A 16,996-nucleotide genomic window follows, 5' to 3' on the forward strand; every position below is an offset into this window, starting at 1 on the left:
CTGGCACGTAATTTGCCTATATAAGAAAATAAATAAGGAGTTATGCAATGAGTTCAATGGACCCGATTACGATGGCTACTCAATTGGCCACTTATGATGTGCAGCCCTTTCAACATCGATACCAGCTACAAGCCGATAAATACCAAAGTCAATTAACCGCGCTGGGAAAAGTTGAAGCGGCACTGCGTGAATTCAGAACGGTTGTCGATAAAATGAACAGCATGACAGCCAGCATCATTAAAAACAGCGCTACTTTTTCGCAGGATGGCAATCTAACGGCTAACGTCGATGCCAATGCCCTGAGTGGCAGCTATCAGGTTTTTGTTGAGCAGGTGGCGACTGCGCATCAGGTTTCTGCCGGTATGCCCGGAGGTACTACCGCCGATACCGAAGTACCCGCTACGGGCACCCTGGATTTCACCATTAATGGTGAAACCATGTCGCTTGATTTATCGACTGTCGACAGTAATGGCGACGGCAAAAATACGCTTGCGGAATTAGCAAACGCAATCAATAACGACAGTACTAATCCTGGCGTCAATGCGACGTTAGTACGCTCTAACGGCGAAACCCACTTCATGCTTTCCAGCACCGAAACGGGGGTTGCCAACACCATCAACGTCAGTGCGTCAGGAACAGGGCAAGTCTGGTTTGAAGATGCCTTTACTAACCTGACCGACATCAGTACCCCGCAAGACGCCAAAATCTGGCTTGGCCCGCAAGGCACAGGGCTGGCACTCACCAGCAGTTCAAATACCTTTTCTGATGTGATCACCGGTGTTGACCTTACGGTGACGAAAGCACAAGCCGCTGCCGAGCAGCCAATCAACCTGACTATCGGTGCCGACAGCGAAGCCACCAAAGAACAGCTCAACACATTAATTGATGCCTACAATTCGCTGGTTTCTACCATCGCTGACCACACCAAAACCGGGTCAGATGAAAATCAGCGCGGTATTCTGGCTGGCGACCCAACGATACGTTCAATTGAAAGCCAGCTTAACGGACTGCTACGACAGCAATATAACGGTAAAAGTCTGTTTGAAGTCGGGGTAAGTGTAAATCGTGAAGGCAAGATGGAACTCGATACCGAGCGATTTGAAAGTGCTCAGCTTAATGATAGTGCCGGTCTCGAAGCCATGTTTAATGGCGCGGGCCAACTGCTCGAATCTATTGATGATGTTATCGATCCCTTCCTTAACTTCACTAACGGCCAGTTTAATAACCGTAAAGATAATCTGCAGCAAAACCTGTCTCGTCTCGACGACAAGCAAGTCAATCTTGAACGTAAGTACCAAATGTCTTACGACCGCTATCTGGCACAATTTACCCAGATGAACACGTTAATGAACCAGATGAACCAGACCAGCAGTCTGTTTATGTAAAGGAGTCTCTCATGTTAATGCAAAATTCCGGCTTTGATTCTTATCAAAGCGTCGATTTGGATGCCCAGGCAGCTTCCGCTTCTCCGCATCAATTGGTGCTCATGCTGATTGACGGCCTGCTCAATGAACTGATCCGCACCAAGGGGCATATTGAAGCAAAGCGCCTGGCCGAAAAGGGCCAGGCGATTAACAAATGCATGAATATCTTGATCGGCCTGGATAGTGCCCTGGATATGTCGAGCGGTGGCGAAGTCGCGATGAACTTACACGACCTTTATGAATTCTCCCAAATCGAACTCTACCAGGCCAGTGTCAGTAATGATACGGCACGGATCGGCAACGTAGAACGCATCATGACCAATATCCGCGAGGGCTGGGAAGGATTCGGTCAGCATGCGTAGCGTTACTCCAGCAACGCTGCGCCAGATGCAACAAGAGATATTGTCTGCAATACAAAGCGAACAGTGGCAAGAGCTGAAAAGCCTTGATCTCCGGCTGCGCTCGCTGCTTCGCGCCTGTCACAACCAGCCTTTAACTCCCGCGATCCGGGACGAGTTAGATCAGCTGAAAAAGTGTCACCAGCAAGCGGTAGCAGCAGTCACTGATATCCGAAATAACGCCAAAGGCAGCATTGATTCAGCCTCTGAGCAAAAAGAGCGGATACTTGCCTATCAACTGGCCATGGACATGGAGTAACAGATGACTAACGTGACCCTAACCGCTTCCGGTAGTTTACCTGGAGTGGATAATACTTCATCTGCGACAAAAAGCCTCGTTCATGCAGTGAAACAAGCCAATGGAGAAGAGTCTTCAGGCCTCGCTTCGTTTTCTGCCAGCACCGGCTTTTCATCCCTCGCAGACTTAGCTCATAAGGCCCTGTCAACGTTCGAGATGCAGGAAGATCTGTCAGCTGACGGAACCTCCCCTGTTGCTGAGAATTTGCCTTCTGAGCCCAGTACGCAAGCGCCACTGATTGGGCAGTACTCCGCGACAAGTACCCTGGGATTCTCACCACAGACCAATTCTGTCAACCCTGCCTTCACAGCAAACCGTACTGAAGCCAGCGGGAATAACGCCAAAGTCGACTTGTTCATCAACGGCTTCGGCAGCAACGTAAAATCACCAGAGCTTCAAAGCTTGAGTCACGTTGCTGAACAGCAATTATTGCCGTCAGGCTCGGTGCAGGAAAACAGTCACACCCGTCATGCCGGAGAACCATTCAGCAGTAAAATGAATCAATTGCTCTCGATAAAAACCGAGACAGGTTCATTGCCCCAAATCACTCTTCCCCTGCCACAACAAGTAGAGGGACAGATTCATGCTGGCCAGTCTGCCACCCTGCAAGCAGCCATCTCATCATCACCGGCAGAAGCTGCTCAACCGAGAGCGGTTTGGGCCAATCTTCAGATGGACTCTTCACCCGGTAAATGGGGCGAGCAAATGCTGCAGGTTTTACAAGACCGGGTCACATTGCAGGCCAGCCAGAATATGCAGGAAGCTCGTATCCGTCTTGACCCACCCGATCTTGGCAAGCTGGACTTGATTATTCGGGTCGACGGTGATCGCCTGAACGTACAAATTAACGCTGCTCATGGCGCTATTCGCGATGCGTTGGCTCAGGTTTCTGAGCGTCTGCGACTTGAATTGCAACAACAGCAATTTGTCCATGTCGACGTCAACGTTGGCGATGGTGAGCGAGGACAGCCTTCACAGCACCAAGCTCAACCTGACGACGAATACCAACCTGCAATCCTGTCTGCCGATGTGCTGACAGACGCAACAATCAATACAACCTCAGAACATTGGCTTTCTACAAAAGCCTAGTAAAGGAGTCTGGTTAATGACTAAACGTAATCTTGCCTTAATTTGTGTCGCCGTGATCCTAACCAGTATTGTTGTATCTGGTGCAACCTTCGTGGGGGGAGTCTGGTATATGAAAAATCACAACAATCTAGAAATGTCAGACTTTTCCACCACGCTTCCTTTTACAGAGCCGAAACAGTCAGCACAATCAAGTTTCCATTCATTGGATAAATTGGTCTTTAGTGTAAAAGGCGAGCGTCAGACCCACTTTGTCATGCTGGAACTGGCACTGAAAACTCGCCAGCCTGAGAAAATTAAAGACATCGACAACTATATGCCGGTAGTCCGTAATGCGCTGCTTAGGTTATTCAGCAATAAAACCTATGAACAACTACAGAGCCAACCAACCATTGATGCGTTACAGGAAGAAGTGAGGGAGACCTTAGTTACAGCCTTCGTTAATACCAACTTTTCCCACATGATTGACGATGTATTGCTGACTAAATACGTGGTTCAGTGAGGTAAGTAATTATGCTAGAGATGAATCCCGCGGATCAATATTCCACTGAACCGGAAGTCACGCCAGTCCAATCCTCATTTAATGAGGATTTACTGGTTCGTAAACACTTGATACTGGTCAAGCGGGTAGTGAACCAGCTGCGCATCCATGCCAACCACCACTGTAGTATTGAAGATATGCAACAAATTGGTTTGCTCGGATTACTGGAAGCGGCTCGACGTTATCAGAATGTCGAAGACCCACAATTTCCTTCTTTTGCGGTATGTCGGATCCGCGGTGCCATTCTTGATGAGCTGCGCCGGCTGGACTGGCGCTCTCGTCAGACCCGCCAACAGGCACATGAACTGAATGACATCACTCGGGATCTGGTGAAAAAGCTTGGCCGCCAGCCTAGCGAAGCTGAAATCATTAACGCACTAGGGACCGATCAGGCCGATTATTACCAACGGCTTAATGCCAGCATGGCCAGTGAAATGCAGAGCCTGGATCAATTACTTGAGAACGGCAGTGACTTAGTGATGAGCAGCCATGCTGACAGCATCAACCACGAGCAAATTAAGCGAACACTGGCAGCCACTCTCACAAAATTAAAGAAACGTGAACAGTTGCTGCTCACTCTATTTTATCAGCATGAAATGAACCTGCATGAAATTGCTCTGGTTCTTAACCTTACCCCGCCCAGAGTGTGCCAACTTCATAAACAGGCACTCAAGCAACTCAATCACTATCTTTCAAGCTAGGAGCAACAGATGCAAAAGTTCATTGGTGCCATCGTTATTATTCTGTGTGTCTTCGGCGGTTACGTTTGGGCCGGCGGTGATCTGGTCGCTATCTGGCAGCCCGCAGAAATGTTGATCATTGCCGGGGCTACAATTGGCTCGACAATTATCGGCAACCCGCCCCACGTATTAAAGGAAATGCGTGGTCAGTTCCGCCGGATCCTCTCCACTCGTAATGATGAGCAAGTCTATTATATGGAGCTGATGGCATTATTACAGATCCTGCTAGAAACTATTCGTAGCAGCGGCTTCAAGGCGCTCGATCGTCATATTGAAGACCCCCAAAACAGCGAATTATTCAATCGATTTCCGCAACTCATCCAAGATCACCACATTGTTTCGTTCATCACCGACAATTTGCGTTTAATGGCAATGGGACAAATGTCGCCTTATGAATTAGAGGGGCTGCTTGAACAAGAAATTATGGCCATTGAAGAAGACCTTCTGTTGCCTTCACGTTCGATGCAACGTACATCAGAAGCCTTACCGGGTTTCGGTATTCTTGCTGCGGTAATGGGTATCATTATTACCATGCAATCCATAGATGGTTCAATTGCGCTAATTGGCTATCACGTTGCCGCCGCCCTGGTAGGAACATTTTTGGGTATTTTCGGCTGTTACTGCATTCTTGATCCGGCAAGTAACGCCATGGCACAGCGCGTTAAACGTGACATGTCAGCCTTTGAATGTGTACGCGCCACACTGGTTGCCTATGTCGCCAAAAAACCAACATTACTAGCCATTGATGCCGGTAGAAAACACATTCAGTTAGACATTAAGCCTTCATTCAACGAAATGGAGAAATGGTTAGCGGAACAGGAGGGATAATGCAAAAACAAGAGCAAGTCATATTTAAACGTTCAAAGAAGCGTCACGACCATGGTTCCCATGGAGGAGCATGGAAGGTCGCTTTTGCTGATTTTATGATTGCTCTGATGGCGTTATTCCTCGTCCTGTGGTTAATGGAGGTTGTCGATCAAAAAGAGCGGCGAGCAATCGTCGCTTATCTCAACAGCTCAAGCATTTTTGATGAAGGCTCAGGCAATCCTTTCGATACCTCGCAAAGCTTATCCCCTATTGATTTCGGCGGCGATGCGTCTGATTTAAGTTCGCATAATGCCGCCGTGACCGTCAGCTCTTTCTTTGATGGCAATGGCGATGGGGCAGAAAGCGATGCGTTGATCCCCGGTTCGTTCGAAACTCAGGAGCAACTGACGGTGCTGGCTAAAGTGGTTGAAGAAATGGCCAAGCAAGTCTCGGCTGATGGTAATGTGATGGTCGACGTCACGCCGCAAGGCTTACGTATCATTCTGCAAGATAATTATAAACAGAATATGTTCAGACGTGGCGGTAACGAGCTAACCCCTTTCTTTGAAGATCTGCTGTTAGCTATTGCGCCGGTTTTTCGCAAGATCCACAATCAGCTCATAATCAGTGGCCATACTGATTCCATTCCCTACAAAAGCCGCTTTAGCAATAAGTCTAACTGGGAACTCTCTGCCTCTCGCGCTAATATTGCCCGCCAAACTCTGATTGCAGGCGGCATGCCAGAAAAGCGGGTATTGCAAGTCGCCGGCATGTCTAACCGAGCACTATTAAATTCAGCGGCGCCTGACGCCAGCGAAAACCGCCGCATTGAACTATTTGTACTCACAACACCTGCCGCTCAGATACTTGATGCACTGTTTGGTGGAAAAGCCGATAACGCCCTTGATAAAGCTCGACAACAAGCCGCGTTTAATCAACCGGTACTGAGGCGTGAGGTGGCTGGTCAGCCACAACAAATTAAGCAAAAAGTACAAGCTACGGCAGTAAATTCATAATTAGATTCAAAGCAGAATTCACCCTGAAATAAACAGATAAATACAGTAAGTTGCTTAACGAGGCTTTCTTATTCATAAGGCTATGTCGAACGACTTCATGTTACTGAAAGGTCAAACATGTCTAAACAGCAGGTCAGAACACGAAAAGCCGATAGCCTACAAAAGATTTTTTTGTGGCTAATCATTGTTGATTACGCCCTGCTGGCTTTTTTCCTGCTACAGCTATCAAGCCTGACATTAAAAGCGGGCACGGCTATCAGCTCTATGCTGGTGTTCTATAATGGCTTGCTCACCTATTTTTGCTTTCAACGCGCTAAGCGACACGATGATAACTACATCATTTACCCGACCTTATCGGCAACTCTGCTGGCGTTTATCTTTTTCTTATATTTCTTCTTTCTGCTGGCATAAACTTACAGTCAGGCATCCATTCCCAGCCTTCTTTTACCGACATTAAAAAAGCGCCACTGAGGCGCTTAGACTTTACTCTATATATGTCGCAATTTAACTCATTTAAGCAGTGCCACCACCGTATGACGATGCACGTTGGCCTGCGCTGAAACGGCTTGATAGGTGGCGGTGAAGTTAGTGTTCACTGCCGAGGTAAGTGAACTGATTTTGCCTTCAATGGCCGCAATATCGTCAACGTTGATTTGAGCTTTAATTTGCGTCACCTGTCGGGCGAATTCTGTTTGATACACTTTTATCTCATCAATGCTTTGCTGAACCTGGCGCAGGCCTTGAGTCACCTTGCTGATCGTGCGTCGGATATTATCCCGACTGCTGAGGTTGATGGATAAATCCTCTATACCTTCCGGCTCTGGCTTAAGCTTTATCATATTTGGCTGACCCGCTGGATAACGGTGGCCTTGGCCAGTCACCATCACTTGCTGGCTCATCTGAGAAAAATCAGACTCTTTCGCCTTAAAGAGTAATTCACCGTTACTTCCCAACGAGGCTCTAATGCCTAACGGCACCAGAGAACGATCAATCTGACTTGCCAGTTGCTGGTCGTCGCGTTGACTATTTAATGTAATTAAAGCAGTGCCACTGTTCGGGAAATCGAGCCGAATTTGCTCATCCTGATGGCGCTGACGCGTTAAGTCCAACCCCGGGATCATAAAACTACGCTCGGGTTCTCGATCTACCTGTATACGAAGTTGGGAATCGAGAACCCTTACGCCATCTGATACTGCGCTTTGCAGCCAGCTTTTGATGTTAGTCTGTTGCTGGATTAACTGCTTTGCCTGATTTGAATTTGATAACGACGGATCACCCGGTGAGTGTAAAGTCTGGGTCAGCACCCGCTTCATCGACTGCAGCTCACTGCCTACTTTATGGATCGCCTGCTGGGCAATCTGAACCACAGTAACCTGTTGCTGTCCTTTTGCCAGCAGGGCCTTCGAAACAGAATATGCCCCCTTAGGTAAGGAGGCATTATTGACTGACACAGAGTGCGGATTATTGGTCGTTTTTTCAGCGCTGTATGAGGGCGCAATGGATGCCTTCTCGTTACCAGGCAGTCTAACGCCTTGCGGCCTGACTTCTACCGTCGAATTAACCATCGCATTTCCATCCCATTACAGTCGGTTAAATAAAGATAAATCATTAATTTTTACATAGCTTGCCTGAGTCGCTTGTAGCGCGCTCATGTAATTGGTTAAGCGAACAGAAGCTTCACCGTAATCCAATGCTTCCAGATCCCCCGTTACCTTGTCGACAAACAACTTGTTTTCGCTGTGACTGCTTTCAAGTAAATCGAGGTTGTTATAACGTCCACCCGTTGTCGTCATCGCCCCTAATACGTTACCCGATGTCTTATCTATCGCGGCCAGTGTATTTGCGACTTCAACCTGGAAGTTCGCGCTCGGGTTGTTAAACTCAGCAATCAATTTATCGAGCTGGTTCACTACGTTATCACCACCAATATCCAATATTTCTTGTGCGGTGAAATTAGCCTCCATAGTGACCCCTTTTGCAACTGTCACTGAACGTTTATCAGCGTTGCCATCAACGACATAATCTGCGCCTGACTTGGTGACTGCCGGGGCATTCGTTTTCGTTCCTGAGAACAGATAATGGCCTTCTTCATCTTGCGCATTAAAGGTGGCGACTAATGACTCTTTCAGGTTCTCCAGCTCGCTGACAATACCGGTTCGGTCATCATCGCTTAGGGTACCGTTCGATCCCCACAACACCAGGTCACGGCTACTTTTCAAGCTTTCATTCGCCCGGTCTAAGTATGCTTCCTGGCTCGATAATACTGTTTTCAGGTTACGAATATTGGCCTGATACTGATTAATGGCACTGCCTTCACGCTCTAAGTTAAGCAATTTGATCGAATCAATCGGATCATCAGATAACTTAGTTAAGCGATCACCAGTCGACATTTGCTGTAATACTTCCCCCAGCCCGGCATTATTCATTTGCAGGCTGCGCAGCATCATCTGACTGAATTGGGTGTCACTGACTCTCATCTCATCACCTTAGAATAATGTTAGAACCGTATCGAACAGCTGATTAGCCGTACTGATCACTTTCATGTTGGCCTGATAGGCATTGGCAAACACCATCAGGTTAGCCGCTTCTTCATCACTGTTGACGGCACTGAGGTTATCTCGCGTGGCAACAGCCTGCAGCTTCAGGCTTTCCGTGGCTTTCCAGTCCGATGTCGCCTGACGGGTTTTAATCGCCGTTTCCCCGACCATGGACGAAAAAGTGTCATTGAGTGTCGCATTACCAAACCCGGTAATCGCGAATGCCTGATTACTGATACCAATCAGATCTTTAAGCACATCACTGTTGCCCGGGTTTCCATCTGACGATAACGCCAGCTCTTCCGGCGTAAGAGCGGTGATAGTCAGACTGGCTGCGGGGTTGGCGGGATCATAACTGAATAACGGAGAACCCGGGTTAGCATTCAGATCTTGCCCCCCCGCTAAAGTATTATTGAAGGTATCCGCCAGCGCGACAGCCATGTCATTCAATGCATTCTGGTAAGGTTTTAAAGTCGTGACCTGATAATCATTAATCGCACCCAATGTGCCGCCAATATTGCGGCTGGCAGCAAAGCTCTGACCGGAAATATTCACCTGAATATCTGCCAGGTAGGGGTCATTTACATCGGGGATGACTTTGAGCTGTGCCGCTTCACTACCCAGAACTAACGGCTGGCCCGATGCCAGCGTGACCTGCAAACTTCCATCTGGCTGACTGGTGGTTTTGATATCAATCACCTCAGACAGCTGGCCTATCAGTTCATCGCGGGCATCAAGTAACTGGGTGGAATTGCCGCCAGTACCTGCCATCTCAGCAATCTTCTGGTTTACATCGGCAATGTTGCTCAGCAAGCTGTTGGCGTGTTCTGTCGCCGCCACCCGTTGATCACTGATATCTTTGTGCTGGGCATGAAGCGATTCCGTCAAGGTGTTAAAACGACGGGACAAGGCTTCAGATTCATTTATGATCTGCTGGCGCAACGGAATAGATTCCGGCTTGATTGACGCATCATTCAGCGCGGCGAACAAGGTATCTAGCCCAGCAGAAAGGCTGAAACCGTCGGCACCCAACATGTTTTCCAGCTGGCTCATGCTCGTCAGGTTACGGGCGGAATAAGCCGCCTGGCTCTTGGTTGCCCAGGTCTGCTTAACCAGATATTCATCTGCTATCCGGCGGATACTGGTCACTTCAACGCCATTGCCCGCACTGTAGCGCGAGTTGCTCCCCGGCCCTAATGCTGACGTTAGCGCCTGCTGGCGACTGTAACCAGGAGTGTTAACATTTGCGACATTCTGCGCGGTTACATCAAGCGCCGCTTTGTTTGCATTGAGGCCACTTAATGCAATGTTAATTAAGCTCATCGGTATTAAAGCTCCATCTTACGGTTCAGCGGTTGCTGGAAAGCAACGGTACTCATTGCTTCTTGGTAAGTGTCTTTAAAAGACTCTCTTTTGTCATAGGCGGCCAAATCACTCGGTTCATTAAGTGGGCGAACGGCATTTACCATATCCGCCTCAACGCCCGATTTCTGCCGTATTAACTTGGGCTCAGCGGCAGCTTCGTTTGCGGCCATAATCTCGGAATCAACAGCTCCCTCATGATTAGGGCTTAATTGTTTGATCAACATGTCTGCGATACCACTGCGCTGTTTTTTTGCGAGTTCCATCGCGAGCTGACCATCATAAAAATCACGATAGACCCCCTGCTCTTTGCTGGAAAAGGGGTTGTCTTCTGGCGCAAGCACGTCACTACTGCTTCGCATTTGGCGTAATACCATTTGCAGAAACATGGCTTCAAACTGCCCGGCAACGGTCTCCAGCGCCTGCTCTTTGTCGGCATCGAACTTAATGCTCGAGAGCGCGTTATTGTCGTGATAAAGCAAGGTATTGTTGCCGCCATTACTATCAATTTTCATCGTACCTCCTTAAATCACAACCAGTTCAGCATTCAGGGCGCCGGCCTCATGCAAAGCCTGTAAAATCGACATCAGATCATCCGGTGTCGCCCCCAGGCTGTTCACCGCATCGACAATAGTGTTGAGTTCCGTTCCTTCGGGCCAGATATACATTTGTGCTGACTCCTGATTGATATCAACGCTCGAATTGTTTACCACCGTCGTTTCACCTTCACTGAACGCATTTGGCTGGCTGACTTGGTCATTTTCACGGATAGTAACTGTCAGATTTCCGTGACTAACAGCGGCTTCACTGACCTGAACATTCTTGCCGACAACCACAGTGCCTGTGCGCGAATTAAACACCACGCGAGCGGGTTTACGACCTTCAACCACTTTAAGATCTTCCAGCATCGACATGAAGGTGACCCGCTGCTGGGTATCTCCTGGTGCACTTAATTTCACCCGTCCCTGATTGATAGCAATCGCCACATTCGGTCCGAAGGTAGCGTTAATCACCCGGGCAATATTCTTGGCAGTCGTGAAGCTAGGCTGACGTAAATTAAGGGTGATCTGAGGCTTGTCATTGAAGTCAGAAGGAATTTCGCGTTCCAGCGTTGCTCCATTTGGAATTCGCCCTGTGGTTGGGGTGTTAATCGTAATTTTTGAGCCACTGCGTCCTTCCGCCTTAGCCCCGCCAACCACAACATTACCCTGGGCGACAGCATAAACTTCACCATCAATACCGCGTAGCGGCGTCATCAGCAACGTACCACCACGAAGGCTTTTGGCATCACCAATAGAGGAAACGACAATGTTGAGTTCTTGTCCTGTGCCCGCCATCGGGCGCGCATAGGCCGTGACACTCACCGAAGCGACATTCTTTAGCTTAGGATCGGCGCCATCACCAATTTGAACACCAAACTGACGCAGCATATTGGTGATCGACTGACTGGTAAATTTGACCTGATTACGGTCGCCAGTACCGTCCAGACCGACCACAAGACCATACCCAACCAGCTGGTTACTACGGATCCCTTGCACATCCACCAGATCCATAATCGCCGTCGGAGTTTCGGCCTGAGCTGTCGATGCCAGTGTTGCCCCCCCCACCATCGCGACTGCAAGCAGCACTCTTTTAAGTGACAACACCATTAATAACATTACATTAATCAATTTCATCAGAATGGTATCCATGGGCTGTTGAAGAACTGAGTAAGCCAGCCAGATGCATTACTGTCAGCCAGGGCTCCCCGGCCAGAATAGGTGATGCGAGCATCGCCTATTCGCAGCGATGACACTCGATTACGCCTGTCGACATCATCCACCCGCACAATCCCTGTCAGGCGAATAAATTCATCGCCCTGATTTAAGCGAATCCATTTCTCGCCGCGGATCCTCAGCACGCCATTGGGTAACACTTCATGGACTGTGACCGTAATCGCCCCTTCCAGTTTATTACCCTGAGAACTTGCAGCAGAACCGTCAAAGCCACGATCAGCATCAACACCCACCGCTAAATCGTCATAAACCTTGTTACCGAATGTCGGTGCCCCAAAGTTGAGAGATGATTCTTTACCATACTTGGTATTGGCTTTCTTGCTCGACTGGGTTTCTTCATTCAGTAATATGGTCAATACGTCACCCACTCGGTAGGCACGTCGATCCTGAAACAGCGTCATCATGTATTGATGGCGGTACAGGCTGCCATCAGTTGCTTCTGGCAACGAATAATCCAGCTCTGGCGGAGCATAGGCTTCATCATTAGGTTCTGGCGCGAGAAATTCAGGGCGCATTGAGCACCCTGACAACAGCACTGATAACAAAATTAATGACGAAGGAATTAGCGACTTCATAGATTCGTCCTTACAGCGACTGGGCGACAAACTTCAGCATATCATCGGCGGCAGAGACAACTTTGGCATTCATTTCATAGGCGCGCTGAGTGGTGATCATATCCACCATTTCTTCGACAACCTGCACATTCGAACCTTCCAGAGCGCCTTGCTTAATACTGCCTGCACCATCCAATCCTGCCACTAGCTCGTCGGCCTGACCACTGGCTTCAGTCTCTCGGAACAAGTTTCCGCCGAGGGCTTCCAGGCCCGCCGGATTAATAAACTTGGCGAGGGTGATCTGACCTAATTCTTGCGGTTGCGGATCCCCTGCGCTGACGGATGTAACCGTGCCATCGACCCCTATCGACAGATGCGTTGCATCTTCCGGGATCTGAATTTGCGGTATCAGCGGCAAACCCTGAGTGTTGACCATTAACCCTTCTGAGTTAACATGAAACTGGCCATTACGGCTGTACATGATCTCGCCATCTGAGTTTTCAATCTGGAAGAATCCTGCCCCCATGACTGCCAGATCCAGATCTTGGCTGGTATTCTGCGAATTACCCTGAGTAAAAACTTTCTGGGTTCCAACAACGCGTACACCGCTACCTAGCTGAACACCGCTAGGTAATTGATTGACCTGGTCGACCTGCGCGCCAGGCTGACGCTGGATGCTATAAAACAGGTCTTCAAAGACAACCCGATCCCGCTTAAAACCAACGGTGTTCACATTCGCCAGGTTGTTCGAAATGGCGGTCATCTTGGTATCCTGAGCTGCCATGCCCGTTTTACTTACCCATAACGCTGAATGCATTGTTTTTCTCCTTGTTAACGATCACGAAGCAGACGATTACCCGTCTGAGCCAGGGTTTCTGCAGTTTTCATCATCCGTACCTGCATCTCAAAGTTACGGGTCAATGACATAACATTAACCAGCTCATCGATAGCGGAAACGTTACTGCCTTCAAGGTGTTCTGCTGCAATGGCAACGGTCGGATCGGCTTCAAATGCACCACCATCACGCGAATGCAGCAAACCTGTAGTTTCTTTTTGCAGTTCAGTTAAATCAGGCTTTACTAGCTTGAGCTGACCGACTTCGATCTCTGCGCCACCACCAGGCGGTACAACGGTGATCAAACCTTTATCACTAATATCCAGGCTCTGGTAATCAGGCAATACAATCGGTTCGCCGTCAGCCATCACCGGAAAACCATTAACGGTCAGGTTGCCCTGTTGATCCGCTTTGAAGTTACCGGCGCGGGTATAAGCTTCATCACCGGTTGGGGTCTGTACGGTAAAGAAACCTTCGCCGTTGATGGCAACATCGAGGCTACGACCGGTTTTTATCACGTCACCGGAGTCAAAGCGCGTCGATGCCGAATTGGTAACGACCATGGTTCGACCGTCAAAACCGGCACCTTGCAGAGCGTAGCTTTGCACGCGCTCTAAATCAGCACGAAAGCCTGTGGTATCCGCATTTGATAGGTTATTGGAACGCACATGCTGGGCCATCATCACTCGGCTGGCGCCACTGGTTGCGGTATAAAGCAAACTATCCATTATTCAGCCCTTTACACCGCATTGAATAATGCTTGAGTTAACTGATCAGAGGTCGAAATGGTTTTGGCATTGGCTTGATAATTACGCTGTGCCGTCATCAGGCTAACCAGCTCACTGGTCAAATCAACATTCGAACCTTCCAATGCACCTGGGGTTAATCCACCCAATGTGCCGGTACCCGGAGAGCCGGTGATCGGAGCACCTGAACTGTAGCTCTGCATCCAGGCGCTATTGCTCATTTTTACCAACCCCTGCTCATTGGCAAAATCAGCCAGAATAACCTGCCCCTGAAGTTGTGACTGGCCATTGGTATACGTCGCGAACACCATGCCATTATCTTCAACACGCACGCCAGCCAGTTCACCGGATGAATAGCCATTAGGGCTGTTGGTGCTGACACCAAAATCGGCACCAAACTGCGTGGTACCATTAAGGCTCAAATCTACGCTCATCGCGTCCGCACCTGCGGGGTTGAATGCAATGTTGACAGGTGTCGCTGGCGAGGCCAGCGTGCCATCGGTATTGAAACTCACCGTGGCCTCTGTTGCCGTCGGAGTCGTCGGTTTACCATCAACCTCTATATGTACTTTCCATTCATTAGGATTAGTAACAGGATCTGTTTTGACAAAATACTGGGTTACGGTATGAGGATTACCCAAAGAGTCATACACTTTAGAGGTGTATGAAGAGTTAAACGACGTTGGATCATCGGCAGCAAATGCTGCTGTAGTCGGTACCTCGAGACGCGCATCAAAGTTAGCAACAAAATCAATACTGTCGGTCGCTTTAGCGGCCAGCGATGAAGTACTGATTTTCAAGTCGCTGACTGAGCCAGTCTGAAGAGTGTTGTTACCGTCAACCGCATAGCCCTGGAGCTTCAGGCCAGAATTACTAACGATATTGTTATTCTTGTCGGTACCAAACACACCGGAGCGGGTGTATAGCGTCTGCCCCTGGCTATCTTTGGCCACAAAAAAACCGCTGCCGTTTATTGCTAAATCAAGCGATCGGCCGGTACCGGTAATAGAGCCGTTCTTGTCAAAGTTTTGAGAAATGGAAGCAACTTCCACCCCGCCCGCCTGCATGCCGTTATACACCGCCGAGAATTCGGTACGAGACTCTTTAAAGCCAGATGTTGATACGTTTGCAATGTTGTTACTGATGGTATTTAACTGAATATTCGTGGCATCCAGACCACTTAGTGCGATATCAAAACTCATAAAACCCTCTGTGCTATAACGTTTGGTTAGCTACCAAACTGACTAATCTGATAAAACGGAACACTGCCTACACCGGCGATATTAACCAGTGCTGCACCACCATTACTGGGTACCCGAACTTGTGTTACCTCTCCGGCCAACTGCATATTTGGCTGTGCCTGACCCTTCTCTAGCTCAACAGAAACAGTGTAATTACCCGGTTTCAGCCCAAGCGCTTCAGGATCCACCGTAAAGTCCACATCGCCCTTACTGCGTGCACCAAGCGGCATACGGGTAGTTTGTCCGTACTCATCTTTAATCAGCACGGTGACCTGACTGGAAGAATGATCTAATTCAATTTTGCCTTTCAGCGGTTGCTCTGACAGTTCAAATTCATTCGTACTGACATAAACGGTTTGTCCCACCAGCCCGGCAGTTGACAACACCTGCATGTTATCCAGCAATACCATGCTGTTCTGCATCAGCTTGGTCATGTTTTCGGTGCTTTCTACCTGAGAAAACTGAGCTAACTGACCGACATATTCCGTGCCGTCTAGCGGGTTCAGAGGATCCTGATTCTGGATCTGCGCCACCATCAACGTGATGAACTCATTTTTCAGTGAACTACCACTGTTCATGTCAGCCGGATTGGACTGAACCTGATTCGCCGACGTCGCCGTTGCTGATGAGCCCGTAACGAGATTATCCGCACTTAGCGCGGTAAACTGTGCAAGACTCATCTACCTTCCCCCAGTCTTAACAACCCTTGCTGCATGCTTTTGACATTGCTCAGCACTTCAACATTGGTTTCAAAACTTCGGGTTGCTGACATCATGTCGGCCATTTCTGCCACAACATCAATATTCGGGTAGTAGACATACCCCTCATCATTGGACAGTGGATTGTGCGGCTCAAAACGTTTGTCGGCATCGCCACTGCTCTGAACCACATCCACAATCCTCACTTCAGCATTTGGGTAAACATCCTGATCGGCTGACAGCTGAGTTTTACTGTAAACCGTCGCGAAAACCGGTTTTAGTGCCTTATAGGCATCATCCGGATTGGCTGAAACTGCATCCGCATTGGCCAGGTTACTCGCCACGGTATTCAGACGTACTGTCTGTGCGGTCATGGCTGAACCTGCAATCGAATAAATATCAGTAAATGACATATCGTTAACGCCCCTCTATCGCTTTAGCCAGCCCGCTGAATTTCATCTTCATGAAAGTCAGGCTGGTTTGAAAATCCATGTTGTTCTGAGCAAACTTAGCCTGTTCAACTCCTAGCTCCACAGTGTTACCATCCTTCGAGTTCTGGTACGGTATGCGGTACTTGGTCGCGACCATTAACTCAGGTACTGACTGGTTAACTTTTTTTAATCCCGTGTTTTTCATCACTGTTTGAAAATTCAAATCTTTAGCGAGATACCCTGGGGTATCAACATTTGCTAAGTTACTGGCTAATACCTTAGTTCGCTGAACCCTGAAATTAAGCGCTTCAGGATGAACACCAAGCGCATTGTCAAAACTGATTGCCATTCACTCTTCCTTTATATCAGGCTGCATGAACAACAATATACAAAATACATGCCATAAATTTAGGTGTTACTTTTCAATGATTTACAAACCAAAACGGAAGCGGAACTTCCGCCAGTCGGAAGCAACACGGAAACATGGGAAATGGGCGGGATGGCTGG

Annotated in this window: 21 protein-coding genes; 9 read left to right on the forward strand and 12 right to left on the reverse strand. The window is 48.5% G+C overall.

All coding sequences use genetic code 11. The features are described from left to right. The first annotated feature begins 47 nt into the window (after positions 1-47). The 9 genes from fliD (at position 48) to AC2204_RS02010 (ending at position 6,721) form a co-directional block, all read left to right on the forward strand. The gene (fliD, locus tag AC2204_RS01970; RefSeq protein ID WP_318923680.1) at positions 48-1,385 is read left to right on the forward strand and encodes a flagellar filament capping protein FliD; all 1,338 of its coding nucleotides are present in this window, start codon (positions 48-50) and stop codon (positions 1,383-1,385) included. A gap of 11 nt (positions 1,386-1,396) precedes the next feature. Next, entirely contained in the window at positions 1,397-1,786 is a 390-nt protein-coding gene (fliS, locus tag AC2204_RS01975) for a flagellar export chaperone FliS (RefSeq protein ID WP_318923681.1), read from the forward strand. Continuing rightward, the gene (locus tag AC2204_RS01980) at positions 1,779-2,081 is read left to right on the forward strand and encodes a hypothetical protein (protein WP_318923683.1); all 303 of its coding nucleotides are present in this window, start codon (positions 1,779-1,781) and stop codon (positions 2,079-2,081) included. The genes fliS and AC2204_RS01980 overlap by 8 nt, the downstream gene beginning before the upstream one ends. 3 nt (positions 2,082-2,084) lie before the next feature. After that, on the forward strand, positions 2,085-3,209 hold the full coding sequence (locus AC2204_RS01985; protein WP_318923684.1) for a flagellar hook-length control protein FliK: 1,125 nt from the start codon (positions 2,085-2,087) through the stop codon (positions 3,207-3,209). A 16-nt stretch (positions 3,210-3,225) separates the two neighbouring features. Next, complete coding sequence (locus AC2204_RS01990) at positions 3,226-3,708, forward strand: flagellar basal body-associated FliL family protein (RefSeq protein WP_318923686.1); 483 nt, start codon at positions 3,226-3,228, stop codon at positions 3,706-3,708. Between the two features lie 11 nt (positions 3,709-3,719). Further along, on the forward strand, positions 3,720-4,448 hold the full coding sequence (locus AC2204_RS01995; RefSeq protein WP_318923687.1) for a FliA/WhiG family RNA polymerase sigma factor: 729 nt from the start codon (positions 3,720-3,722) through the stop codon (positions 4,446-4,448). A 9-nt stretch (positions 4,449-4,457) separates the two neighbouring features. Beyond that, positions 4,458-5,315 carry a flagellar motor stator protein MotA gene (gene motA / locus AC2204_RS02000; protein ID WP_318923688.1) on the forward strand — a complete coding sequence of 286 codons (858 nt, stop codon included), beginning with the start codon at positions 4,458-4,460 and terminating at the stop codon, positions 5,313-5,315. Next, positions 5,315-6,310 (forward strand): flagellar motor protein MotB, encoded by a 996-nt coding sequence (locus AC2204_RS02005; protein ID WP_318923689.1) that lies wholly within the window; start codon positions 5,315-5,317, stop codon positions 6,308-6,310. The genes motA and AC2204_RS02005 overlap by 1 nt, the downstream gene beginning before the upstream one ends. A 117-nt stretch (positions 6,311-6,427) precedes the next feature. Further along, on the forward strand, positions 6,428-6,721 hold the full coding sequence (locus tag AC2204_RS02010; protein WP_318923690.1) for a hypothetical protein: 294 nt from the start codon (positions 6,428-6,430) through the stop codon (positions 6,719-6,721). 98 nt (positions 6,722-6,819) lie between these two features. Here the strand turns inward: AC2204_RS02010 and AC2204_RS02015 are convergent, their stop codons facing one another. The 12 genes from AC2204_RS02015 to flgB form a co-directional block, all read right to left on the reverse strand. Further along, positions 6,820-7,875, reverse strand: a complete 1,056-nt coding sequence (locus AC2204_RS02015) for a flagellin (protein WP_318923692.1) — start codon at positions 7,873-7,875, stop codon at positions 6,820-6,822. A gap of 15 nt (positions 7,876-7,890) precedes the next feature. Next, the gene (gene flgL / locus AC2204_RS02020; protein WP_318923694.1) at positions 7,891-8,787 is read right to left on the reverse strand and encodes a flagellar hook-associated protein FlgL; all 897 of its coding nucleotides are present in this window, start codon (positions 8,785-8,787) and stop codon (positions 7,891-7,893) included. 9 nt (positions 8,788-8,796) lie between these two features. After that, entirely contained in the window at positions 8,797-10,170 is a 1,374-nt protein-coding gene (flgK, locus tag AC2204_RS02025) for a flagellar hook-associated protein FlgK (protein ID WP_318923696.1), read from the reverse strand. 5 nt (positions 10,171-10,175) lie between these two features. Next, positions 10,176-10,724 (reverse strand): rod-binding protein, encoded by a 549-nt coding sequence (locus tag AC2204_RS02030; protein WP_318923697.1) that lies wholly within the window; start codon positions 10,722-10,724, stop codon positions 10,176-10,178. A 9-nt stretch (positions 10,725-10,733) separates the two neighbouring features. Next, a complete protein-coding gene (locus AC2204_RS02035) occupies positions 10,734-11,819 on the reverse strand; it encodes a flagellar basal body P-ring protein FlgI (protein ID WP_318923934.1) in 1,086 nt (361 codons plus the stop codon). Between the two features lie 65 nt (positions 11,820-11,884). Continuing rightward, entirely contained in the window at positions 11,885-12,559 is a 675-nt protein-coding gene (flgH, locus tag AC2204_RS02040) for a flagellar basal body L-ring protein FlgH (protein WP_318923699.1), read from the reverse strand. Positions 12,560-12,569: 10 nt separating this feature from the next. Continuing rightward, positions 12,570-13,355, reverse strand: a complete 786-nt coding sequence (gene flgG, locus AC2204_RS02045) for a flagellar basal-body rod protein FlgG (protein ID WP_318923701.1) — start codon at positions 13,353-13,355, stop codon at positions 12,570-12,572. A gap of 14 nt (positions 13,356-13,369) precedes the next feature. Continuing rightward, positions 13,370-14,101, reverse strand: a complete 732-nt coding sequence (gene flgF, locus AC2204_RS02050) for a flagellar basal-body rod protein FlgF (protein ID WP_318923702.1) — start codon at positions 14,099-14,101, stop codon at positions 13,370-13,372. Positions 14,102-14,112: 11 nt separating this feature from the next. Then, positions 14,113-15,321, reverse strand: a complete 1,209-nt coding sequence (gene flgE, locus AC2204_RS02055; protein ID WP_318923703.1) for a flagellar hook protein FlgE — start codon at positions 15,319-15,321, stop codon at positions 14,113-14,115. Between the two features lie 26 nt (positions 15,322-15,347). After that, on the reverse strand, positions 15,348-16,040 hold the full coding sequence (gene flgD / locus AC2204_RS02060; RefSeq protein ID WP_318923705.1) for a flagellar hook assembly protein FlgD: 693 nt from the start codon (positions 16,038-16,040) through the stop codon (positions 15,348-15,350). Then, on the reverse strand, positions 16,037-16,471 hold the full coding sequence (gene flgC, locus AC2204_RS02065; protein WP_318923706.1) for a flagellar basal body rod protein FlgC: 435 nt from the start codon (positions 16,469-16,471) through the stop codon (positions 16,037-16,039). Before flgC ends, flgD begins: the two co-directional genes overlap by 4 nt. Positions 16,472-16,475: 4 nt before the next feature. Continuing rightward, complete coding sequence (gene flgB / locus AC2204_RS02070) at positions 16,476-16,838, reverse strand: flagellar basal body rod protein FlgB (RefSeq protein ID WP_318923707.1); 363 nt, start codon at positions 16,836-16,838, stop codon at positions 16,476-16,478. Between the last annotated feature and the right edge of the window lie 158 nt (positions 16,839-16,996).

This window comes from Photobacterium sp. (assembly GCF_057456235.1).